A 22,877-nucleotide genomic window follows, 5' to 3' on the forward strand; every position below is an offset into this window, starting at 1 on the left:
CGCGCCGGACGCGGGATTATTCCTTCTCCGTCACAGAATCGTCCACGGCATCGGCAGCAGGAGGCGAGACCGAGGCGGCCACCCAGTCCAGGTAGGCCGCGGACCCTGCCGTCACCGGCGTGGCGATGACCTCCGGAACGTCATAGGGATGCAGCTCCACGACGCGCGCCTCCAGCCCCGGCCAGGCCGCCTCCGTGGTCTTCGCGATCAGCAGCAGCTCGGATTCGTCGCAGACCTCGCCCTCCCAGCTGAAGACCGAGCGCAGGGGGCCGACGATGTTCACGCAGGCGGCCCACTTGTCCGCGACCAGCGCGGCAGCAATGCGGCGGGCGGTCTCCTCGTCGGGGCAGGTGCAGAGTACGAGCAGCGTCTTTGACATAACGGTCTCCCTGGCCGGCGCCGAGGATAGCGGGCGGCGGCCCCCCTGTCATGACCCCGCCGGCCGCGGCGGCTCTTGAAATTTGGCTGGCCGGCACTATCATTAGCACTCACTGATGGCGAGTGCTAACAGCGCAGTCATCCAGAATTCCATAATTCATCGGAAAAACAGCAGTTTACCAGAAGGAGACGCACCCATGCAGATTCGTCCGCTTCACGATCGCGTGATTATCAAGCGCATGGAGGAAGAGCGCACCACCCCCGGTGGGATCGTGATTCCCGATACGGCCGCCGAAAAGCCGATCAAGGGCGAAGTCATCGCCGTCGGCAAGGGCAAGATCCTCGAGAACGGCGAAGTCCGCGCTCTCGACCTGAAGGCAGGTGACAAGGTGCTGTTCGGCAAGTACAGCGGCACCGAGGTCAAGGTGGAAGGCGAGGACTACCTGGTGATGAAGGAAGACGACGTGATGGCGGTCATCGAAGGCTGAGCCCCGCGTCGATCATCGTTAGACACCAACTGAATTTACGAAAAGAGGAAGAGAGACAATGTCTGCAAAAGAAGTCCGTTTCAGCGATGACGCCCGCCACAAGATGATGGCCGGCGTGAACGTGCTGGCGAACGCCGTCAAGGTGACCCTGGGCCCGAAGGGCCGCAACGTCGTGCTCGACAAGAGCTTCGGCGCGCCCACCGTCACGAAGGACGGCGTGTCCGTCGCCAAGGAGATCGAGCTCGAGAACAAGTTCGAGAACATGGGCGCCCAGATGGTCAAGGAAGTCGCCTCCCAGACCTCCGACGTGGCCGGTGACGGCACCACCACGGCGACCGTGCTGGCGCAGGCCATCCTGCGCGAGGGCCTGAAGGCTGTCGCCGCGGGCATGAACCCGATGGATCTCAAGCGCGGCATCGAGCAGGCTTCTGCCGCCGTGGTCGAGGAGCTGCACAAGCTGTCCAAGCCCTGCGAGGACGACAAGGCCATCGCCCAGGTGGGTTCCATCTCTGCCAACTCCGACACCGAGATCGGCGAGATCATCGCCGAGGCCATGAAGAAGGTGGGCAAGGAAGGCGTGATTACGGTCGAGGAAGGCCAGGCGCTGACCAACGAGCTCGAGGTCGTGGAAGGCATGCAGTTCGACCGCGGCTACCTGTCGCCTTACTTCATCAACAATCAGCAGAGCCAGTCGGCCGAGCTGGATAACCCGTACATTCTCCTGTACGACAAGAAGATCTCGAACATCCGCGATCTCCTGCCGGTACTCGAGAGCGTCGCCAAGTCCAGCCGCCCGCTGCTGATCGTCTCCGAGGACGTCGAAGGCGAGGCCCTCGCCACGCTGGTGGTGAACAACATCCGCGGCATCGTGAAGGTGGCTGCGGTGAAGGCGCCCGGCTTCGGCGACCGCCGCAAGGCCATGCTGCAGGACATCGCCATCCTGACCGGCGGCCAGGTGATCTCCGAGGAGGTCGGCCTGTCCCTGGAGAAGGCCACGCTGGAGGATCTCGGCGAGGCCAAGAAGGTGCAGATCACCAAGGAGAACACCACGATCATCGACGGTGCGGGCCGCACCCAGGAGATCGAGGGCCGCGTCGAGCAGATCCGTGCCGAGATCGAGGAGTCTTCCTCGGACTACGACCGCGAGAAGCTGCAGGAGCGCGTCGCCAAGCTCTCCGGCGGTGTCGCCGTGATCAAGGTCGGTGCTGCCACCGAGGTGGAGATGAAGGAGAAGAAGGCCCGCGTCGAGGACGCGCTGCACGCCACCCGTGCCGCCGTCGAGGAAGGCGTGGTGCCCGGCGGTGGCGTCGCCTTCATCCGGGCCCGCAAGGGCATCGAGAAGCTCGAGGGCAAGAACCAGGATCAGACCACCGGCATCAACATCCTGCGCCGTGCGCTGGAAGAGCCGCTGCGCCAGATCGTCAGCAACGCCGGCGGCGACGCCTCGGTGGTGCTGAACGCCGTCGCCGAGGGCAAGGGTAACTACGGTTACGACGCCGCCACCGGCCAGTTCGGCGACATGGTGGAGCTGGGCATCCTGGATCCGACCAAGGTGAGCCGTTCGGCGCTGCAGAACGCGGCTTCCGTCTCCGGCCTGCTGCTGACCACCGAAGCGATGGTGGCGGACGCGCCGAAGGACGAGGACCACCCGCCGATGCCCGACATGGGCGGCATGGGCGGAATGGGCGGCATGATGTAACGAGTCGTCGCCCGGTTCCGACCGGTAGCCTCATCGAGGCGAAGACCCCGTCCGGCTCTGCCGGGCGGGGTTTTCTTTTGCCCAATCAACAGGCGATCAACAGACGATCACCAGACGATAGGCTGGCCGTCCCAGGCGAAGAAACCGCCATTGTCCTCCTTCCCGAGGCCGTCGATGACCGCCAGCAGCTGCCGGGCGGCCCGCGGCGGGTCGAACAACTGCCCGTCGGGCACCCGCGACTGGAACGGGGCGGACAGGCCCGTATCGACGGTGCCGGGATGGAGCGCGACGACGAGAGTGCCGCGATGGCGCCGGGGCAACTCGATGGACAGATTCTTCGTGAACATGTTCTGGGCCGCCTTCGAGGCCCGGTAGGCGTACCAGCCCCCGAGCCGATTGTCGCCGATGCTGCCGACCCGCGCGGAGAGGCTGGCGAAGACCGCGCGCCCGCGCCGCGGCAGCAGGCCGGCGAAGTGCTTTGCCACCAGCAGCGGTCCCCAGGCGTTCACGGCGAAACTGCGCTGCAGCGCCTCCGGGGTCACCTCGGACAGCCTGCGTTCCGGCTGCAGCGGAGCGCCGTCGTGCAGCAGGCCCCCGCAGTTGATGATGAGAGAGAGCCTCTCGACGCGTCCTGCGACGGCGCGGGCCGCGGTTTCGATGCTGGCCTCGCTGGTCAGGTCCAGCGGCACGGTGACCAGACGGTCGCCGATGTCCCGGCGGACCGCGGCCAGTGCCTCCGAGCCGTCCGGATCCCGGCTCGTCGCGACCACGGCAGCCACCGATGGCGAGCCGGCCAGCGCGGCGCAGAAGGCCGCGCCGATGCCGCGGCTGGCACCCTGTACCATCACGTTCATGGGAGTGTCGAAACTGCCGAGCTGGATGTCCGTCATGGGGGCTCCGGGAACCGTCGTGCCTGTCTGGGACTCCAAAGGGTATTCGGGTGGCCCGGCCGCGCGGATGCCCGGCGGCAGGGCGCTGTCCGGCATTGAAAAGCGCAGCCGCTGCCCCAAGTTCCGCGGAGTGTGGAGAGCAATGGCGCGCGGCGCCCCGGTGACATGAAGGAAAGCATCCTCGAGCTCGTCAATCGTACCGAGACGCAGGCGCCCGCCGCGCTGCGCGTGGACGTCATCGCGGACTTCGTCTGCCCGTGGTGCTACATCGGCAAGCATCGCCTGGACGAGGCGCTCGCTTCCGTGCTGGGCCCGGTGCAGGTCGCCTGGCACCCCTTCCAGCTGAACCCCGACATGCCCGACGGCGGCATGCCCCTGGAGGACTACCTGCGCGACAAGTTCGGCGAGCCCGAGGCACTGCAGCCCGCCCTGGATCAGCTGACCCGTCTCGGAGCCGGCGAAGGCCTCGAGCTGGCCTTCGACCGCATCGCCCGCGTGCCCAACACCCGGGCGGCCCACCGTCTCATGAAGCTGGCCGAGATCGAGGGCCGCCAGAACGAACTCGCCGACCGGCTGTTCCGGGCGTTCTTCGGCGAGGGCCGCGACATCGGCCGGCACGACGTGCTGGTGGAGCTGGCCAGGGAAGCCGGCCTCACGCCCGAGGCGGCCGCGCAGTACCTGGACGACGAGCGCATCGACCGCATCGTCCTGGCAGAGGAGGCGCAGGCTCGCAAGGCCGGCGTGACCGGCGTGCCGGACTACATGATCAACAAGCGCCTGTTCGTGATCGGCGCCCAGAGCGAGGCCACCTTGCTCGGCGCTTTCGACCGTGCCATGTTCGGCGAGGACAGCGATCTGACGGTGTCGGATACGCTGCACTGAGCCCCGGGGCTTGCGGGCACCCGCGGTGCGCGCGGGCGGTCAACCGTTGCCGCTGCGCTGCGTTGGCGTTACGGACGGGTCTGCCGGAGGATAACCCCATGAGAATGACTGTCACTGCCGTCGCGCTGGCCTTCGTGCTCTCGGCCGGATGCGCATCGCATCCGGATCCCATCGTGGATACGAAAGGGGTCAACATGGCGCAGTACGAGATCGACCTGCGTGAGTGCCGCGAATACGCCGACGAGGTAAGCGTGGCCGAGGGCGCCGCGAAAGGGGCAGCCGCCGGCGCAGTGGTCGGGGCAGCGGCCGGGGCCATCAGCGGCGATGCGGACCGCGGCGCCGGCTACGGTGCCATCGGCGGCGGCGCGCGCTCGGCGCTGTACAATCAGCGTGAGAAGGAGCGCGTCGTCAGGAACTGCCTGCGCGGGCGCGGGTACCGGGTTCTCAACTGACCGACGCCGCCGACGCATTCGGAAGGAGTTCTTTTTTGGCTGAGGAAATGCAGGCGGTGCGCCTGGAGCGCTACCGCGACGAGGACGGCCTGCGTCTGGCCGCCACGGAACGGCCCGTGCCCGGGCCCGGCGAGGTGCTGGTGCGGGTGCGTGCGGCCGGCGTCAATCCGGTGGACTGGAAGATCGCCGACGGTTTCGGCGAGTTCCTCGGCCTGACGCCGCCGCTGACGCTCGGTTGCGAGCTGGCGGGGGACGTGGCCGCCGTGGGCGAGGGCGTGGATGCGTTCGCCGTCGGCGAGCCCGTGTTCGGCTACGTCTCGCTCGAGCGCTGCGGCTGCTATGCCCCGTACGTCATTGCCATGCCCACCGAGATTGCCCGCAAGCCGGAAGAGCTCTCCTATGCGGAGGCGGCGGCCGTACCGGTGGCCGGCGAGACCGCCTGGCAGGCGCTGGTGGAGACCGCCCGGCTGGCGGCGGGCGAGCGGGTGCTGATCCACGCGGCCGCGGGCGGGGTCGGCTCCGTGGGGGTGCAGCTGGCCAGGTCGCTCGGGGCGACGGTGATCGGTACCGCCTCGGCCCGCAACGAGGACTTCGTCCGCGGACTCGGCGCGGACGGTTTCGTCGACTACACCGCCGGCCCGTTCGAGGATGCCGTCGAGCCGGTCGACGTGGTGTTCGACACCGTCGGCGGCGACACGCTGCGCCGCTCCTTCAACGTGCTGCGGCCGGGCGGACGCCTGGTGAGCATCGTCGAGGTGCCGGACCCGGACTGGGCCGACCAGGCCGAGGTCTCGGCCGAGATGATCGCCGTGCTGCCGGAGGGCGCCCAGCTCGCCGAGCTCGCTGCCATGATGAGCCGCGGAGAACTGCGGGTGCACGTCGCGCGGCGCTACCGCCTGGCCGAGGCACTGGATGCGCTGGCCGAGAGCCGTTCGGGCCACGTGCGGGGCAAACTGGTCGTCGAGCCCTGAGTCCGCCCGAGGTGGCCGGGCAGGCGCCCTCGTTCAGCCCTCGCGCCGTCGCGCCAGCCAGTCGAGCAGGATGGCGTTGAAGGCTTCCGGGCGCTCCTGCTGGGTCCAGTGGCCGCAGTCGCCGATCATGTGCACCTCCAGGTCGTCCACGTAGTCGCGCATGGCCTCGATGTGGTGGGGGGCGATCAGCACGTCGTCCTCGGCGCCGACGAACAGCGCCGGTATGCGCACCCGCTGCTCGACCCCCTCGGTGAGTTCCCAGTTGCGCGTCCAGTTGCGGTACCAGTTGATGGGACCGGTGAAGCCGCCGCGCCGGAAGGCATCGACGAAGACCTGCAGCTCCTCCTCCGCCAGCAGGTCCTCGCCTCTCGGCGGCTCGTCCATGGCGGTCAGCATGCTGAACGGCCGGCGCTTGTCGTCGGGGATCTGCTCGAAGGCCTGCCGGGTGACCGGAAGCCGCCGCATCATGGCGCGGAAGTAGCGCTCCGGCTCGGCGGCGAAGCGCCGGTCGGCCTCGTCGGAGTCCTGGAAGTTAACGATGTAGAAATCCGGTCCCAGCATCCTGCGCATCATGATCATCGGGTCCACCGGCGGCCGCGGGTAGAAGGGGATGTTCACCGCGACGACGCCGCGCATGCGCTCCGGCGCCAGCAGCGCCATCTGCCAGACCATGAGCGCGCCCCAGTCGTGGCCCACGAACCAGGCGCGCTCGAGGCCGAGGGCGTCGAGCAGGCCGGTCATGTCGCCGGTCAGGTGATGGATGTCGTAATCGGCGACGGCCCGGGGCTTGTTGGTGGCGCCGTAACCGCGCTGGTCGGGCGCGATCGCCCGGTAGCCTGCATCGGCGAGCGCGGGCAGCTGCAGGCGCCACGAATAGGCGAGTTCGGGGAACCCGTGACAGAGCACGACGGCCTCGCCCTCGCCCTGCTCGTGGACCGCCATGCGGATGCCGTTGGTGTCGATGTATCGGGGTGCCGGGAAGTCGCTGGCCACCTGCTGCTCCTAGAGGCTCGGACCGCTTGCCGTGACGGTAGCGTAGCGGAGCGCCGCCGCCGCGGCGAACCGGGACGGCGGCGGGCTTGCCTTTTCCTCCGCCCGGCGCTAGCTTCCGCGTCTGAGGCGTCGATGGGGACAGTAGCTACCCGGCGCCGGTCTCGAGCGAGCGAGGGACGGTGGGAGCCTCGCGGCCGGTGGGTGGTGAACATCACCCCGGAGCCGTCGACCGAAACGGTGGCTGCGGCTCCCGAGTAGGCTCGACCGGGTGGCCGCCGATACACGGCCGCGGGTCGCCACGGACGATTGCGACAATGGCAACGACCGTGACAGCAGTGGCGGCCCCTTGAGGTCCGGTCCGGGAGGGCCGGGCGGAAACCGGGTGGTACCGCGGTGCATGAGGAATCACATCGCCCCGGGCGCTTGACGGCGCCCGGGGTTTTTTCGTTGGACGGGATGAAATGAAGCTGAGAGAAGTTGCCAGCCGCTACGATGGTCCGGCCCTCGAGGACGACGTGCTCTCGTTCTGGCGCGAGCACCGCATCTTCGACAAGACGCTGGCGGCGAGCCGGGGCCGGCCCCAGTGGAGCTTCAACGAGGGTCCGCCGACGGCCAACGGCCGGCCCGGCATCCACCACGTGCTGGCGCGCACGTTCAAGGACGCCTTCCCCCGCTACCGCACCATGCGCGGCTATCACGTCCCCCGCAAGGCGGGCTGGGATACCCACGGCCTGCCCGTGGAGCACGAGGTGGAGAAGGAGCTCGGCATCTTCGACAAGAAGGAGATCGAGCGCCAGGTGGGCATCGACGAGTTCACCCGCCGTTGCCGCGAGTCGGTCATGCGCTACATCGGCGACTGGGAGAAGATGACCGAGCGCATGGGCTTCTGGGTGAACCTGGAGGAGGCCTACTACACCCTCGACAACAGCTACATCGAGTCGGTGTGGAACCTGCTGAAGCGCATCTGGGACCAGGGCCTGATCTACCGCGGCTACAAGGTGGTGCCCTACGACCCGCGCATCGGCGCCACGCTGTCCTCCCACGAACTCGCCCTCGGCTACAAGGAGGTGGAGGACCCCTCCATCTACGTGCGCTTCGCCGTGGCCGACGAGGAGGAGACCTACTTTCTGGTGTGGACCACGACGCCGTGGACGCTGCCGTCGAACCTGGCGCTGGCCGTGCACGAGGACGTGGACTACGTCTACGTGGGCCATGGCGAGGAGACGCTGATCCTGGCCGAGGCGCTGGTGCCGGCGGTGTTCGGCGACGAGCCGGTGGAGGTCATCCGCCGGGTGAAGGGCCGCGACCTGGCCGGCATGCACTACGAGCAGCTCTTCGAATACCTGTCCGTGGATGACGATGTGGACGCCTTCCGGGTGCTGGCGGCCGAGTTCGTCAGCACCGAGGACGGCACGGGCATCGTGCACATCGCCCCGGCCTACGGCGTGGACGACCTGGAGCTCGGGCAGGCGCACGGGCTGCCGGTCGTGCACGGCGTCGGGTTGGACGGCTGCTTCCTGCCCGAGGTGGAACCGGTGGCCGGCGTGTTCTTCAAGGACGCCGATCCGGTGCTGATCGACCTGTTGAAAGAGCGCGGCCGGATGTTCCGTGCGGCCAGCTACGTGCACAACTACCCCTTCGGCTGGCGCACCGGCGATCCGGTCATCTACTACGCCAAGGATGCCTGGTACATCCGCACGTCCGAGTTCCGCGACCGCATGGTGGCGCTGAACCGCACCATCAACTGGGTGCCGGAGAACATCCGCGACGGCCGCTTCGGCAACTGGCTGGAGAACAACGTGGACTGGGCCCTGTCCCGGGAACGGTTCTGGGGCACGCCGCTGCCGGTCTGGACCGACGGCGAGGGCCGCTATCGCTGCATCGGCTCGCTGGCCGAGCTGGAGGAGCTCACCGGGCGCAGGCTCGAGGGGCTGGACCTGCATCGCCCGGCAGTGGACGACGTCACCTTCGAGGCCGACGGCGCCACCTGGAGCCGGGTGCCCGAGGTGATCGACTGCTGGTTCGACTCCGGCGCCATGTCCTACGCCCAGTGGCACTACCCTTTCGAGAACGTGGAGGCGTTCCGGGCGCACTTCCCGGCAGACTTCATCTGCGAGGCCATCGACCAGACCCGGGGCTGGTTCTACACCCTGCACGCCATCGCCACCATGGTCTCGGACAGCGTCGCCTACCGCAACGTGATCTGCCTCAGCCACATCGTGGACGAGGACGGCAAGAAGATGTCGAAGTCGCTGGGCAACATCGTCGACCCCTACGACGTGTTCGACAAGGTGGGCGCCGATCCGCTGCGCTGGTACTTCCTGGCGCGCATCTCGCCGGACCAGCAGAAGCGGATTTCGGTGGACATCGTGGCCGACGTCGCGAGCTCCTTCGTCAACACGTTCTGGAACACCTACGGCTTCTTCGTGCTATACGCACGGCTGGACGAAGTGGACCTTGCCCGCGACGTGCCGCTGGACTCGCGGCCGGAGATCGACCGCTGGGCGCTCGCGCTGCTGGCCGACACCGAGCGGCGGGTGAGGGAGTCGCTGGATGCCTACGACGCCCGCGCGGCCGGCGTCGCCATCGAGGAGTTCGTCGACCAGCTGAGCAACTGGTACGTGCGGCGCAACCGGCGCCGGTTCTGGAAGTCGGCGGCGGGCGACGACAAGCAGTCCGCCTACCTGACGCTGTACGAATGCCTGGATACGGTGCACCGACTGATGGCGCCGTTCACGCCGTTCCTGTCCGAGCACGTCTATCAGAATCTGGTGCGCAACGTGTATCCGGAGGCGCCGGAGAGCGTGCACATGACGGCCTGGCCCGAGCTGCCGGCGGAGTGGCGCGATCCGGACCTGCTGTTCGAGTTCGACGTGGTCCAGAAGGTGGTCGGCCTCGGCCGGGCCGCCCGCGCGCAGACGGGTTTCCGCACCCGCCAGCCGCTGGGCCGGCTGCTGCTGCGGGTGCCGGACGACGCGGCCGCGGAGGCGGCCGGAAGCCACCGGGCGCAGATCCTGGAGGAGCTCAACGTGAAGGAGCTCGAGTTCATCGCCCGGGATGCCGAGCTGGTGGAGTACCGCATCAAGCCGAACCTGCCGAGGATCGGCAAGCGCTACGGCAAGCTGGTGCCGGCCATCCGCGAGGCGCTGGCGGCGGCGGACGGTGCGGCCATCGCGGCCGCGGCCGCCGCCGGGCGGGACTTCAGCCTCGAGGCCGGCGGCGAGACCCTGGAGTTCGGCCCGGAGGACGTGCTGGTGGAGACCAGCTCCGCCGAGGGCTTCGCCTGTGCGGAGGAGGGCGGCTATCTGGTGGCGCTGGATACCCGGCTGGACGATGCGCTCGTGCGCGAGGGCCTGGCCCGGGAACTCGTGCGCACCGTGCAGGACGCGCGCAAACAGGCCGGCCTCGAGGTCTCGGACCGCATCGCGCTCTCGGTCACAGGCACGCCGGGCGTGGAGGAGGCGCTGGCGGAGTACCGGGACTACGTCATGCACGAGACACTGGCCGTGGAGTGGGCCCCGGCGGACATGCAGGACGCCTGGGTCACCGAGAAGCGGCTGGATGACGAGGAATGGCGTATCGCGCTGCGGGTGAGCGGCGACGACGGGGCTTCATAAAACCGTCATCCCAAAGGGGAGTTGTAAGCCGTTCCGCTATTTTGCTATAAGAAAAGGTCCCAAGTGACTGGTTGGCGTGGGGCACCGCCACGAGCCGGCAAGAGCGAGAATAAGCCGCGCGGGTTCCGCCCAGTCAGCTCTCCGAGGGCCGCCGCAGACCGGCGGAAATTAGAAGAACAAAATCGGGAGAGCCCATGTCGCCCCTGACCAAGCACTTTCACGAAGCGGTGCTCGCGCTGGCTGGTCATGCGCCGATCAAGCAGCGGCTGGTGTGCGCTTACAGTGACCACCTGAGCGGCGTCCACGACGAGGACCTGCCGCGCCGTGTGCTGGCGCGCTTCTCCGATCTGCGCCGGCGCCTGCACAGCGTGACCCCACTGAACGGGGAAGGGCCGGTGCGCGCCTCGGTTCGCAAGATGAGTGGCCCGGAAGCCGCCGACTGCGCGAAGATCATCGTCGCGCTGTACGGCGAACTCGCACGGCGGGAGGCGGCCGACAGCACGGGTCCGCTGCACCTGGTGCGCGCCCCGGAGCTGGAAGATGTCCCGGATTTCCTACTGAAGTCCTGACCACCCCCGCCCTGCAACCACCCACCGTAGGAGGGCCTTCAGGCCCGATCCGCTCTTCTGACGGCGGCATCCTTCTATCGGCGTAGGCCCGCCATCGGCTCAGGCGAACTGCGGGGGACGCTCAGTCGGACGTCCTGTCCTCCTTCGCTTCGGCCGGGCCTCCTTCCCGCCGTCCTGGCTCCAGTCGGCCCGGACCACCCCCGCAGGGCGGCCACAATAGAACGGGGGTCTGGCAGGGCCGGGTCGGGCCTGAAGGCCCTCCTACATGTTCTGGAATTCGCGGGAGGCGTAGCGCGTCAGGTGGGCGCTTACCGCCGCCGGCGGGCGGCGTGCGCTGCGGGGACCGCGGCGCATGAGCATGGCGCGGAACGCCGGGCTGGTCGCGAGGTGGAAGCGGAGCTCGTCGCCGTAGCGGGCGAGGAACGTCTCCGGGTCGTCGCCGCCGGCCTCGGTCAGCCGGGCCAGCGCCTGGCGCACCGCCGCCTCGTCCAGTTCCGGGAAATAGCGGCCGAATTCGCGCCAGTGGTTGAGATCCGTGCCGGCGGCCGGTTCCGGCCGGACCGCCGACGGACCGCGGCGGGGCAGGGCGGCCTCGAGCAGCGCCACCGCGTCCAGCAGGCCGGCCCCGTGGCGTCCGGTGTCCCAGCCGTCCGGGCGGCGGACGCCGGCGCCGGTCAGGATGTCGCGGAAGACGGCCGGCAGTGCCGCGCCGGGGTAGCGACGGCGCAGGCGGTCGCGGCCGTGACGGGACAGCCACAGGGCTGCCGCGCCGGCCACCGTGGCCACCGCATACGAGGTGCCGCTGCCCCGGGCGTCGCTGTAGCGCCCGCCCGGCTCGGCCAGCGCGCGCCAGACGTCCTGGCCCGGCGCGGCGAGGTCCACGTCGCCGCCCGCGGCGCTGTAGCGCCAGACGGCGTCCCGGCAGTTGCCGGCCGCGACGGCGATCACCCGGGCGGAGCGCGCCGGATGCACGACCCAGGGCCAGACATTCCCGGCCGCGGCGAGGCCGATGATGCCGCGGGCCGCCGCCGCGTCGAGCATCCGTTCGAGGCTGCGACTGGCGAAGGGTCCGCCGAGACTCATCGAGATGACGTCGGCGTCGATGCCGATGGCGTGATCGATGGCGAGGGCGAGCCGCCGGAACGAGAAATGCACGACGCCGGAAGACACGCGCAGGGGCACCAGCGTCGCGGCGGGCGCGCTGCCGCTTACCGCGATGCCGTCCTCTCCTTCGTCACCCACGGCGCTCATGATGACGCTGGCAGTCGCCGTGCCGTGGCCCGGATTGCGGCCCCGCAGCGGATCCCGGGGATCGGGGCGATCGGCCTCGAAGTCGTAGCCGAGCGCGACGGCGAGCCGGTCCGGGTGGCGGATCTCCGGGTGCAGGGTGTAGCCGGTGTCCGGATGGGCGATGCGTATGCCGCCGCCGGGCGCACCGTCGATCAGGGCGAAGGCCTCGACGAGACGGGCATTGGCCAGGCTCCATTCGCTGTCGGCGGAGCAGGGCAGCGGGCGCGTGCCGGCACCGCTGCGGGGGCCGCGGCGCCCGGCCCGGGCCGGGTCCGGATCGTGGCCCGGCTGGATCACCGCCGCCTCGGCCCAGAGCACGTCGGGGTGGGCGTCGAGGCGGCGCGCGAAATCCCAGACCTGGCGCACCAGCGGCTGCAGCGCCGGGCGCCGGCGCAGCGCCTGGTACACGCCGCCCGAGCGGGGCAGTCGCTCCACGGCCCATTCCCCCGGCAGCGTGGCGGCGACCGCGCGGCGAGCGGCGCGGGTGGCCGCCGCCGGGCTCAGCCCCGAATCCACGGCCAGCATCAGCCCCTCGCTGCGCGGAGTCAGCTCGCCGTCCGCAGTGGCCGGCAACCGGATCGCCCTGTCTCGCATCGCCGCCGCCCTCCCCGGGAGCCCCGATCTCTCGTGCAATAATGCCCCTTTTCTGTACGGAGCTCAGCGATGAAATTCAGTACCGAATCCCTGCGCCCGTTCGGCGCTGTCGTCCGGATCGCCCATGCTGGCCACGCAGACACGACGCGCCACGGGCGCCGCAGCCGTCCGCTTGCCGCGATCAGCAAGATTGCCGTCCCGGCCCTACTGCTGTCGGCCCTCGCTCTCGCCGGTTGCGGCAGCGACGCACCGCCGGAGGAGACCGTGACCGCGGAGACCGGCATGCGCGAACAGCCGGCGGCGCAAGCGCGCCCGGACGCCGATGCCGTCGCCGAGCGGGTGGCCGACTACGCCCCGTTCACGCTCACCGCCGACCTCGGCGGTCTCAGCGACGACCAGCGCAGGATGATCGGGCTGCTGATCGACGCCTCGAAGATCATGGACGACCTGTTCTGGCGTCAGGCCTGGGGCGACGGCCACGAGGAGTGGCTGGCCGACCTGCCGGCCGGCCCGGTGCGCGAGTTCGCCGGCATCAACTACGGGCCCTGGGACCGCCTGGCCGACGACCGGCCGTTCGTGACCGGCGTGCGGGCCAAGCCCGCCGGCGCCAACTTCTACCCGCCCGACATGACGGTGGAGGAGTTCGAGGCCTGGGACCAGCCGGGCAAGGACGGCCTCTATTCGCTCGTGCGCCGGGACGCGGCGGGTGATCTCGAGCTGATCCCCTATCACGAGGCCTACGCCGGCCCGCTGGGGCGCGCCGCCGAACTGCTGCGCGAAGCCGCGACGCTGGCAGAGGACGAGGGCTTCGCCCGCTACCTGGGCCTGCGAGCGGACGCCCTGGTGACCGACGACTACCAGCCGAGCGACATGGCCTGGCTCGACATGAAGACCAACCGCATCGACGTGGTGATCGGCGCCGTCGAGACCTACGAAGACCAGCTGTTCGGCTACCGGGCGGCCTACGAGTCTTTCGTGCTGCTGAAGGACATGGCCTGGTCCGACCGGCTGTCGCGCTTCGCGGCCTTCCTGCCGGAGCTGCAGCGCGGCCTGCCCGTGCCGGAGCGCTACAAGGCGGAGGAGCCGGGCAGCGACTCCGACCTGAACGCCTACGACGCCCTCTACTACGCCGGCGACGCGAATGCGGGCGCGAAGACCATCGCCATCAACCTGCCCAACGACGAGGAGGTGCAACTCGCCAAGGGCACCCGGCGACTGCAGCTGAAGAACGCGATGCGCGCGAAGTTCGAGAAGATCATGCAGCCCATTGCCGAGGTACTCATCGTCGAGGAGCAGCGGGGCCACGTCACCTTCGACGCCTTCTTCGCCAACACCATGTTCCACGAAGTCGCCCACGGCCTCGGCATCAAGAACACGGTGGACGGCTCCGGCACCGTGCGTGCCGCGCTGAAGGACGTGGCCTCCAGCATCGAGGAGGGCAAGGCCGACGTGCTGGGCCTGTACATGATCACCGAACTGCACGAGCGCGGCGAACTCGGCGACGTCGACCTCATGGACTACTACACCACGTTCCTCGCCGGCATCTTCCGCTCGGTGCGTTTCGGCGCCTCCAGCGCCCACGGCAAGGCGAATATGGTGCGGTTCAATTTCTTCGCCGACGAGGGTGCGTTCACCACGGACGAGACCACCGGCCGCTACCGTGTGGACTTCGACGCCATGCAGGCGGCGATCACGAAGCTCTCTGCGAAGATCCTCACGCTGCAGGGCGACGGCGACTACGAGGGCGCGAAGGCGTTCACCGATACCCTCGGGGTGGTCCGGCCCGAGCTGGCCGACGCGCTGTCCCGCGTCAATGCGGCGGACATACCGGTGGATGTGCGCTTCGAGCAGGGCCGCGAGGTCCTCGGCCTCTGACGGTCGGCCTTCCCCGCCGGTCTGCCGCAATGGGCGCCCCATCGCGGCGCGCCGGCGGGCGGTCCTGCGCCAGCGTGGTGCAGGATCGGGCCGCGCTGCCCCGGAAACCGGTGCCGGAGCGGCGGCACGGATATTGCACACGTGATCGCATGGCGCCATCAGCCTGACACATTCGCCTGCCATAGTCGGACCGACCGGGACGGATTTGCGAAGCTGATGCGCGAGGACGGCGCGGCCGGCCATCAACCGACAAGGAGCGTGCGACATGCCTGTCATCAACCGGGGACTGCAGTTCTGGAAATCCGCCGAGGAGCTGCTGCTCGACTATCTCAACGAGCGCTGCGGCAGCAGGGCCAATCTGACCTACATCCCGGCGGCCGAAGACGGCCCTCCGGTGCTGGTGGCGAGTTACCTGGAGTTCCCGGTGGCGGACCACCTGACGGCTTTCACCGTCGGCATGTCCAGCGTGGAACCGCCGGCGGGGGGCGAGCGTCCCGAGCTGATGATCTCGGTGAAGAGCCCCAACGCCGCCTGGGCCCGTGCCATCGGCGTGATCGCGGAGCGCTACCGGGGCCGGGGAGCCTTCAAGATCGGCGACACGGTCTCGGTCAGCGACGAGATCAGCCGCTCGAGCCCGATGCGCGCGTTCCTCGTGCACAATCCGGCCCTGTTCGGCCTGGCCGGTGAACGGCTCGAGATGGAGGGGCGCAGCGTGCGCATGCTGCAGCTCTATCCCGTGCACGATTCGGAGGTGGCGCTGATCCGCAAGTACGGCTACCAGGCCTTCATCGACAGCCGCCCGGACCTCGCCGACGTCCGCCGTCCCGCCCAGAGCGCCGCCAGCGTGGAGGCGCATGCGCTGAAGGCGGGCTGAGCCTCAGGCAGTCTGCGCGGCGCGCGCGCCGAGTGCGCGGATGGCCAGCGCGCAGGCCACCGAGAGCAGGCCGAGCACCAGCAGGAACACGGCCAGCGTCACCGGTGAGTCGTTGTCCAGCATCGAGACGAACTGGACCAGCAGCGCGCCCACCGTCTGCTGGGTGAAGCCGAGCAGGCTCGACGCCGTGCCGGCCCGCCGTGGCGACTGGCGCACGGCGCCGGTCTGGGCGTTCGGCGCGGCGAGGCCGCTCGAGTAGGTCACCACCGTCATCGGCAGGAACAGCGCCATCGGTGCCCACCAGCCGGCGCCGGTCAGGCTCACCATCGCCAGCGTGCCCGCGGCGGCGACGAGACTGCCGCGCAGGATCATGGCGTCGACGCCGAGCCGGTGCGAGTACCGGCTCGAGGTCAGGTTGCCCAGCGTGTAGCCGCCGGCCAGCAGCAGGAACCAGAAGCCGTACTCCCGGGCCGGCCGACCCATCACGGACTCCATCAGGTAGGGCGCGGTGGAGATGAAGACGTAGAACATGCCCACCGACAGCACCGCCTGGGCGGTGTACGCATGGAACAGCGGCTTGCCCATCAGCCGCTTCACCCCGAGGCCGAGCGACTCCCGCTGCCCGTCGTCCTCGTCGGGCAGTGTCTCCGGCAGCCAGCGCAGCACCGCGGCGGTCACCAGCAGCCCCAGCACGCTCACCACCAGGAACAGGCTGCGCCAGCCGTACCAGTCGGTGAAATAGCCGCCCACCAGCGGCGCCAGCGTCGGCGCCACCACCATGACCATCACCAGGGTGGCGAGCCGGCCGGCCATCTCGTCCGTGCCGTAGACGTCACTGAGTATGGCGCGGGCGATCACCAGGCCGGCTGCGCCGCCCACGGCCTGCACCATCCGTGCGCCGATCAGCCAGTAGATGTCGGGGGCCAGGTAGCAGGAGACGCTGCCGGCGAAACAGAGCGCGAGGCCCGCGATCAGCGCCGGCCTCCGTCCCCAGCGGTCCGCCAGCGGTCCGTAGAGGAGCTGGGCCGGACCGATGGCGAAGACGAAGGCGCTGAAGGTGAGCTGGGTCAGCGCCAGCGAGGTGCCGAACGCCGATTGCACCGCGGGCAGCGCGGGCAGATAGATCTGCATGGCGAGCGGCCCCATGGCGGTTGCCGCCGCCAGCAGCACGATCAGCTTGCGGGGGCCGATGTCGCTCAACGTCGCGTCGGTGTCGGGCCGCCGGCGGTCGGCGGCAGGGTCGGCGTCAGCTGCCGTGGCCGATCATGCGCAGGAATTCGGCGCGGGTGCGGGCGTCCTCGCGGATGGTGCCGAGCATCTGGCTCGTGACCATCGACACGCCGGTCTTGTGGATGCCGCGGGTGGTCATGCACTGGTGCTCGGCTTCGATCACCACCCCGACGCCCTTCGGCTTCAGCACGTCCTGGATGGTGTTGGCGATCTGGGCGGTCATCTTCTCCTGCACCTGGAAGCGGCGGGCGAAGGCCTCCACCACCCGGGCCAGCTTGCTGATGCCCACCACCTTGTTGGTGGGCAGATAGCCGACGTGTGCCCGGCCGATGATCGGCGCCATGTGGTGCTCGCAGTGGGACTCGAAGGTGATGTCGCGCAGCACGATCATCTCGTCGTAGCCCTCCACCTCCTGGAAGGTGCGCTTCAGGAAGCGGACCGGGTCCTCCCGGTAGCCGGAGAACCAGTCCTCGTAGGCGCGCGCCACGCGCGCGGGCGTGTCGAGGAGGCCTTCCCGGTCCGGATCCTCGCCCGCCCACAGCAGCAGCGTGCGGATGGCCCCCTCCGCCTGACGGCGGCCCGGCCTGCGCCGCGCCTTCTTCTTCACGCCGGTCTTCTTGTTCGCCAATGTCCGTATCTCCCTGGTCCGTGCTGGCGACATACTACCGGAACGGGCTCGATCGCGGCATCCGGCGCTGCATCCGCGGTCCTCGACAGAGCGAATACAACGGGCATCGAAGCTTGCATGGAGCCGACGTGAAGAGACTGCTGGCCGTTCTGCTGTGCGCCTCCCTCGCCGGATGCGCCACCACCCCCGAAGACCCGATCCACGTCGTCGACCAGGTCGATCTGCCCCGCTACATGGGCGACTGGTACGTCATCGCGCACATCCCCACCTTCCTGGAGGACGAGGCCTACAACGCCATCGAGTCCTACGAGCTGAACGACGACGGGACCATTGCCACCACTTTCCGCTTCCGCAACGGCGGCTTCGACGGGCCGCTGAAGGTCTACACGCCCACCGGTTTCGTGCGGGACGACCCGAGCAATGCGGTGTGGGGCATGCAGTTCGTGTGGCCGTTCAAGGCCGAGTTCCTGATCGTCTGGCTGGACGAGGGCTACGAGACGACCGTGATCGGACGCAACGCCCGTGACTACGTCTGGATCATGGCGCGCGAGCCGCGGATACCCGACGACGAGTACCGCCGGATACTGTCCTTCCTGGAGACCGAGGGCTACGACCTCGACGCGTTGCGCGAGGTCCCCCAGCGCTGGCCGGAGCCCGACACCGGTGACGGCGATCGCGACTGATACCCATACGCCATGCTCCATGCGCCGGCGGGCCGGCGCGGGCTAACATGGAGCCGGGCCCACGGTCCGGACAGTAGTCCGCGCAATAGGCCGCGCATCAGTCGTCAACAGCGGGGGGCGTCATGCACCGGCTCTCGTATTACAGTCACCGGCAGGCGCTGGCCGTCTCGGTCGAGGCGGGCGGCAGGGCGGTGCGTGACGCGCTGGTGGCGCCGGCCGCCCGGGTCGGGCCGTTGTTCGCCGGTTTTCCGGACCTGCCGCTGTACGTGACGCGGCCGGCAGCCGGCGCGCCGCTGGCGGTGCCCACCGAGACGCTGGTGGTGGAGGGCGCCGGCGCCGCCGAGGTCGACTGGGCCTGTCGGCGGCTGTCGCTGGAAGTCATCCGGGAGGGCCGCCGCGGCCGGGTGCTGCTGCGCGCCGTATGCGAGGCGACCGGCATCGACCGGCTGCGCCATGCGGCGGACGCGGCGCGGCGGCTCTATCGCCGCGGTAACGTCGCCGTGGCCCATCCCAATTTCCTGCGGCTGTATCGGCCGCCGCCGGCCGCGGCCGCGGCCGAAGCCGGGCCGGCGCTGGCGGAGGGGCAGTGGGCGCTGGACAACGACGGCGACGTGGGCGTTGCCGGCGCCGACGTCGGTGCGGAGGCCGCCTGGGCGCTCACCACCGGACGCCGCCGGGTGCGGGTTGCCATCCTGGACGACGGCGTCGACCTGGCTCATCCGTACCTGCGACCGGCGGCCGCAGCCGAGCGGGATTTCGTGGCCGACGACCGTTACGGCCGCCCCGCCGGCGACGACGCCCACGGTACCGCGGTGGCGGGCATCGTGGCCGCCGACGGGCCCCGCGCGACGGGTCTCGCGCCGGGCGTCTCCCTGGTGGCCGCGCGCATCGCCCGCGGCGGCGCGCATGGTTACTGGCTGTCCGACGATTTCGACACCGCCGAGGCCGTGGACTGGTGCGCCGGGGAGAGCGGCGCGGACATCCTGAACCTGTCCTGGGGCGGCGGCCCGCCGGCCGATGCCATCACGGGCGCGCTGGAACGGGCCGCGCGGACCGGCCGCCGCGGTCGCGGCTGCCTGATCGTGGCCGCGGCCGGGAACAGCCAGTCGGCCCTGGACTATCCGGCCACGCTGCCCGAGGTGCTGGCGGTGGGCGCCTCGAATCCCTGGGACCGGCGCAAGACCCGCCGCTCCCGGGACGGCGAGCACTGGTGGGGCAGCAGCCACGGCCGGAATCTCGCGCTGCTGGCACCCGGCGTCTCGATACTCACCACCGACCTGCGCGGCCGGCACGGCTTCTCGCCCACCCTGGTGTACGACGCGTTCAGCGGCACCTCCGCCGCCGCGCCGTTCGTCTCCGCCGCGGCGGCGCTGGTGCTGTCGCTGCATCCGGAGCTGCCGGCGGCGCGCCTGCGCCGGGTACTGGAGGACAGTGCGGTGCCGCTCGCCGGCGGGCGCCGCTCCACCCACGGACACGGCCGCCTGGATGCGGCCGCGGCGCTGCGCCTGGCGGCGGCCGGCGCCGGGGACTGAGTCTCAGCCGGCGGCGGCGAGGCCGGCGGGGCAGCTCACGCCCGTGCCGCCGAGGCCGCAATAGCCGCCCGGATTCTTCGCCAGGTACTGCTGGTGATAGTCCTCGGCGTAATAGAACGGCCCGGCGTCGGCGATCTCGGTGGTGATGGCGCCGTAGCCGGCATCCGCCAGGACCCGGGCGTAGGCGTCGCGGGAGGCCTCGGCCGCCGCCTTCTGTTCGGCATCGAAGACGTAGATGGCCGAGCGGTACTGGGTGCCCACGTCGTTGCCCTGGCGCATGCCCTGGGTGGGGTCGTGGGACTCCCAGAACACCCGCAGCAGATCCTCGTAGGCGATCTTCGCGGGGTCGTAGACCACCAGCACCGCCTCGGTGTGACCGGTCATGCCGCTGCAGACCTCACGGTAGTCCGGATTCGGCGTGCTGCCGCCCGCGTAACCCACGGCCGTGGTGAGGACGCCCGGCTGTTGCCAGTAGCGCCGCTCCGCGCCCCAGAAGCAGCCGAGGCCGAACACGGCCTGCCGGCAGCCCTCCGGGAAGGGCGGCTTCAGCGGTGCGTCCAGCACGAAGTGGCGTTCCGGCACCGGCATCGGCGTGTCGCGGCCGGGCAGGGCCTCCTCCGCGGTTGGCAGGGACGTCTTCTTGTTCAGACCGAACATGGCTCTCTCCTGTGGCTGCCCGGCGGATATGCGTCCGGCAAGCGCGCGATCAAGGGTCGGGCGGTGGTGCCCAGGCCGGCCGTCACCGGGCGACCGCGGCGTCGATGATACGCACCTGGTACTGGTCCGGCGACGTGAACGGCCCGAGGCCCGTGTCCAGGCGCACGCTGTTGCCGGGCTCGAGCACCCCGGGGAGCCGGCGGCGCGTCTCGGCGACGGTGCCGGAGCCTGACAGGTAGCGGATGGCGACCACGACGTCGGTGACGCCGACACGGGTGGGGTTGTCGATCTGCAGCAGCAGCCGCCCGCCGTCGCCGAGCCCGGTCCGGCTGCGCAGGTAGGCTTCGGGATTCCGGCCCAGGTCCAGGCGCATCAGCGCAGCCTGGGCGCGCGCTCCGACCTCGCCCTGTTCGCCGCTGGCCTTCTGGTAGTACTCCACCGCCTGCGCGCGGTTGCCGGCCCGGCGCTCGATATCGCCCAGCGCGAGATAGGCCGGCGCCGTCGGCAGCAGCTCGAGGCTCGCGGCGAGGTCGCGGCGGGCTTCGGCGTCGTCGCCCAGCCGCTCGGCCGCCAGGCCCCGCTTCAGGTAGTAGTAGAAGAAGCCGTCGTTGCGCTCGAGCGCCAGGGTGTACTCGCTGCGGGCGCGATCGTAGTCGTCGTTCAGCAGGTGGACGTCGCCGCGCAGCGCGTAGAAATGACCCTCCCCGGGGGCGATGCGGATGGCCTCGTCGGCCTTCTCGAGGGCGATGTCACGCTTGTCCTCGGCCAGCGCCTTGCGGCCGGCATCGTAGGCCTCGTACGCGGGCAGGGCGGTGCGTGTCGTCGCGAGCATCTCGCGGTAGCGTGCGGCGCCGATCTCCCCGCCGGGCGGCAGGCTGGCCGCCGTCTGCCGGTTCGCCTCCACCCGCGCGGTCGACGGCGGGTGGCTCGCGAACAGCCCGCTCAGCCAGTCGCTGCGGCGCTGCTCGTTCAGCCGCACGAAGGTCTCCTGCAGGTCCACCGCGCCCTGGGGGTCATAGCCCGCGCGGGACATGTAGCGCATGCCGTAGAGGTCGGACTCCAGTTCGGCGCCGCGGCTGTAGCGCTGGTTGATGAGCTGGGAGGCGATCGAGGCCGACGCGGTGGCCAGTCGGCCGTAGTCGCTGTCGCTGGTGGCGACCGCCGTCGCCAGCACCGCGCCCTGCAGCACCATGGCCCGTTCCATGGCGTCCGCGGAATGGCCGGCGGCGGCGTGGACGATCTCGTGGCCGAGCACCGCCGCCAGTTCGGCCTCGGATTCGAGTTCGGTCAGCAGCCCCCGGTTGATCGCGATCTTGCCGCCCGGCAACGCCCAGGCGTTCGGCACGGAGTTGTTCAGCACGTGGAACTCGTAGGGAAGCGGCCGGTCGCTGACCGCGGCGAGACGCTGACCGACCTGCTGCACGTAGTCCTCGAGTGCCGGGTCGAGGACGTAGTCGCCGCCCTGGGACTGGCGCATCGGCAGGTAATTCTGCTCGCCCAGAGCGACTTCCTGGGCCTCCGAGACGAGCCGGATCTCGCGCTCGCCGGTGACCGGGTTGACCGCACAGCCGCTCGTGAGCAGCGCGAGCGCCGCCAGCAGCCAGAGCGGCGCGAGCGTGCCGGCCCGCGCCCGACCGGGGCGGGCGGAACGTGCCGTGGCAGTCGCTGCACTCATGCCCTCAGCATAACCGAAGGCGGGGGTTCGTTGCCCGGCCCGGCGCATCGTTACTCCGCCACCAGCCGCTGACCGCGGCGGGGGCGCTCGCTGATGCCGTCGCGGTGGGCGAAGCGCACGGGCAGCGACTGGGTGCGGCCCCAGGCGCCCGCCCGGTAGACGGCGAAATGCAGGTGCGGCATGGTCGTGTGGCCGGTGTTGCCCGACAGCCCGATGCGGTCTCCGGCCGCGACCCGGTCGCCGGCCGCCACCAGGGCGCCGTCGCGGCGCAGATGATAGTACTCGCCCGTGGTGCCGTCGTCGTGCAGGATCACGATGTAGTTGGCGTAGCGGCCGCAGCCTTCCTCCCAGCAGCCGATGTCGTGGGATTCCTCGATCCGTGCCACGACACCGCCGCGGGCCGCGTGCACGGGCGTCCCCTCCGGCATGTCGAAGTCCACGGCATAACGCTCCAGTCCGGTGTGGCTGAAGCTCGAGCCGTAGCCCTGCATCACGGGATAGCTCTCGCCGCGAGCGTAGGGCAGCCGGTAGAGGTGGGTGTCGTCGTGTTGCGCGCGCTGATCCCCCACCGTCCAGTCGTACCAGTAGCGGTAGCGATAGCGGGCCCCGCCTTGCGCCGGCATGCGCAGCAGTTCGGCGAGGTCGCCGCCGTCCAGGGTCCGGGTCACCGTCCGGGCCGCCGGTGCCAGGCCGCGGCCGCGCACCCGCACCGTCAGCGTCAGCGGGAATTCGGTGAGGTTGCGCCCGGACAGCACCAGGCCGGCCGGGGACTCCTCCACCTCCACGCAGACCCACTCGCCGTCGCAGTCGCCGGCGGGAGCGCCCGACGCGAAGAGCAGCATTGCCGCGGCGGCGGTTGTGACGACGGATCTCATGATCGGCTATAGACCTCGCGCCCGG

Annotated in this window: 20 protein-coding genes; 11 read left to right on the plus strand and 9 right to left on the minus strand. The window is 70.1% G+C overall.

The genetic code is table 11. From position 1 onward, the window contains the following. Nucleotides 1-16: 16 nt before the first annotated feature. Nucleotides 17-379, minus strand: coding sequence for a divalent-cation tolerance protein CutA (cutA, locus tag ACJMK0_RS06400; RefSeq protein WP_405236607.1), 363 nt, complete (start codon nucleotides 377-379; stop codon nucleotides 17-19). A gap of 196 nt (nucleotides 380-575) precedes the next feature. Between cutA and groES the strand changes: the two genes are divergently transcribed. Further along, complete coding sequence (groES, locus tag ACJMK0_RS06405; protein WP_405227387.1) at nucleotides 576-866, plus strand: co-chaperone GroES; 291 nt, start codon at nucleotides 576-578, stop codon at nucleotides 864-866. A gap of 58 nt (nucleotides 867-924) precedes the next feature. Further along, on the plus strand, nucleotides 925-2,565 hold the full coding sequence (gene groL / locus ACJMK0_RS06410) for a chaperonin GroEL (RefSeq protein ID WP_405236609.1): 1,641 nt from the start codon (nucleotides 925-927) through the stop codon (nucleotides 2,563-2,565). A gap of 107 nt (nucleotides 2,566-2,672) precedes the next feature. On the opposite strand, the gene ACJMK0_RS06415 is transcribed toward groL, so the two are convergent. Then, nucleotides 2,673-3,455, minus strand: a complete 783-nt coding sequence (locus tag ACJMK0_RS06415; protein WP_405236611.1) for an SDR family oxidoreductase — start codon at nucleotides 3,453-3,455, stop codon at nucleotides 2,673-2,675. Nucleotides 3,456-3,620: 165 nt separating this feature from the next. Between ACJMK0_RS06415 and ACJMK0_RS06420 the strand changes: the two genes are divergently transcribed. From ACJMK0_RS06420 to ACJMK0_RS06430, 3 genes are all read left to right on the plus strand, one after another. Next, nucleotides 3,621-4,337 (plus strand): DsbA family oxidoreductase, encoded by a 717-nt coding sequence (locus ACJMK0_RS06420; RefSeq protein ID WP_405236612.1) that lies wholly within the window; start codon nucleotides 3,621-3,623, stop codon nucleotides 4,335-4,337. A gap of 98 nt (nucleotides 4,338-4,435) precedes the next feature. Next, nucleotides 4,436-4,789, plus strand: a complete 354-nt coding sequence (locus tag ACJMK0_RS06425; RefSeq protein ID WP_405236614.1) for a glycine zipper family protein — start codon at nucleotides 4,436-4,438, stop codon at nucleotides 4,787-4,789. 35 nt (nucleotides 4,790-4,824) lie between these two features. Then, a complete protein-coding gene (locus ACJMK0_RS06430) occupies nucleotides 4,825-5,760 on the plus strand; it encodes an NADP-dependent oxidoreductase (protein ID WP_405236616.1) in 936 nt (311 codons plus the stop codon). 33 nt (nucleotides 5,761-5,793) lie between these two features. On the opposite strand, the gene ACJMK0_RS06435 is transcribed toward ACJMK0_RS06430, so the two are convergent. Next, nucleotides 5,794-6,753: an alpha/beta fold hydrolase gene (locus ACJMK0_RS06435; protein WP_405236618.1), complete on the minus strand. Its 960-nt coding sequence runs from the start codon at nucleotides 6,751-6,753 to the stop codon at nucleotides 5,794-5,796. 461 nt (nucleotides 6,754-7,214) lie between these two features. On the opposite strand from ACJMK0_RS06435, the gene ileS reads away from it, so the two are divergent. After that, entirely contained in the window at nucleotides 7,215-10,370 is a 3,156-nt protein-coding gene (ileS, locus tag ACJMK0_RS06440; protein ID WP_405236620.1) for an isoleucine--tRNA ligase, read from the plus strand. Nucleotides 10,371-10,564: 194 nt separating this feature from the next. After that, entirely contained in the window at nucleotides 10,565-10,939 is a 375-nt protein-coding gene (locus ACJMK0_RS06445; protein WP_405236622.1) for a hypothetical protein, read from the plus strand. A 261-nt stretch (nucleotides 10,940-11,200) separates the two neighbouring features. On the opposite strand, the gene ACJMK0_RS06450 is transcribed toward ACJMK0_RS06445, so the two are convergent. Then, nucleotides 11,201-12,823, minus strand: coding sequence for a S8 family peptidase (locus ACJMK0_RS06450; RefSeq protein ID WP_405236624.1), 1,623 nt, complete (start codon nucleotides 12,821-12,823; stop codon nucleotides 11,201-11,203). Between the two features lie 180 nt (nucleotides 12,824-13,003). Here ACJMK0_RS06450 and ACJMK0_RS06455 point away from each other — a divergent pair, with 180 nt between their 5' ends. Together ACJMK0_RS06455 and ACJMK0_RS06460 are read left to right on the plus strand one after the other, a co-directional pair. Beyond that, complete coding sequence (locus ACJMK0_RS06455; RefSeq protein ID WP_405237908.1) at nucleotides 13,004-14,698, plus strand: dipeptidyl-peptidase 3 family protein; 1,695 nt, start codon at nucleotides 13,004-13,006, stop codon at nucleotides 14,696-14,698. 265 nt (nucleotides 14,699-14,963) lie between these two features. Continuing rightward, nucleotides 14,964-15,572: a suppressor of fused domain protein gene (locus tag ACJMK0_RS06460; protein ID WP_405236625.1), complete on the plus strand. Its 609-nt coding sequence runs from the start codon at nucleotides 14,964-14,966 to the stop codon at nucleotides 15,570-15,572. Nucleotides 15,573-15,575: 3 nt separating this feature from the next. Here ACJMK0_RS06460 and ACJMK0_RS06465 read toward each other — a convergent pair whose 3' ends face one another. After that, nucleotides 15,576-16,772, minus strand: coding sequence for a multidrug effflux MFS transporter (locus tag ACJMK0_RS06465; protein WP_405236627.1), 1,197 nt, complete (start codon nucleotides 16,770-16,772; stop codon nucleotides 15,576-15,578). A 46-nt stretch (nucleotides 16,773-16,818) separates the two neighbouring features. Then, complete coding sequence (gene folE, locus ACJMK0_RS06470; RefSeq protein ID WP_405236629.1) at nucleotides 16,819-17,430, minus strand: GTP cyclohydrolase I FolE; 612 nt, start codon at nucleotides 17,428-17,430, stop codon at nucleotides 16,819-16,821. Between the two features lie 128 nt (nucleotides 17,431-17,558). On the opposite strand from folE, the gene ACJMK0_RS06475 reads away from it, so the two are divergent. Both ACJMK0_RS06475 and ACJMK0_RS06480 read left to right on the plus strand, forming a co-directional pair. Further along, nucleotides 17,559-18,113 carry a lipocalin family protein gene (locus tag ACJMK0_RS06475; protein WP_405236630.1) on the plus strand — a complete coding sequence of 185 codons (555 nt, stop codon included), beginning with the start codon at nucleotides 17,559-17,561 and terminating at the stop codon, nucleotides 18,111-18,113. Nucleotides 18,114-18,235: 122 nt separating this feature from the next. After that, nucleotides 18,236-19,645, plus strand: a complete 1,410-nt coding sequence (locus tag ACJMK0_RS06480) for a S8 family serine peptidase (RefSeq protein ID WP_405236632.1) — start codon at nucleotides 18,236-18,238, stop codon at nucleotides 19,643-19,645. 3 nt (nucleotides 19,646-19,648) lie between these two features. Here ACJMK0_RS06480 and msrA read toward each other — a convergent pair whose 3' ends face one another. The 3 genes from msrA to ACJMK0_RS06495 form a co-directional block, all read right to left on the minus strand. Beyond that, nucleotides 19,649-20,302, minus strand: coding sequence for a peptide-methionine (S)-S-oxide reductase MsrA (msrA, locus tag ACJMK0_RS06485; RefSeq protein ID WP_405236633.1), 654 nt, complete (start codon nucleotides 20,300-20,302; stop codon nucleotides 19,649-19,651). Nucleotides 20,303-20,384: 82 nt separating this feature from the next. Then, the gene (locus ACJMK0_RS06490; RefSeq protein WP_405236635.1) at nucleotides 20,385-21,977 is read right to left on the minus strand and encodes a M48 family metalloprotease; all 1,593 of its coding nucleotides are present in this window, start codon (nucleotides 21,975-21,977) and stop codon (nucleotides 20,385-20,387) included. Nucleotides 21,978-22,027: 50 nt separating this feature from the next. After that, nucleotides 22,028-22,852 carry a M23 family metallopeptidase gene (locus ACJMK0_RS06495; protein WP_405236637.1) on the minus strand — a complete coding sequence of 275 codons (825 nt, stop codon included), beginning with the start codon at nucleotides 22,850-22,852 and terminating at the stop codon, nucleotides 22,028-22,030. Nucleotides 22,853-22,877 lie beyond the last annotated feature (25 nt).

Source organism: Lentisalinibacter orientalis (genome assembly GCF_040706535.1).
GTDB lineage: Bacteria > Pseudomonadota > Gammaproteobacteria > Steroidobacterales > Woeseiaceae > Lentisalinibacter > Lentisalinibacter orientalis.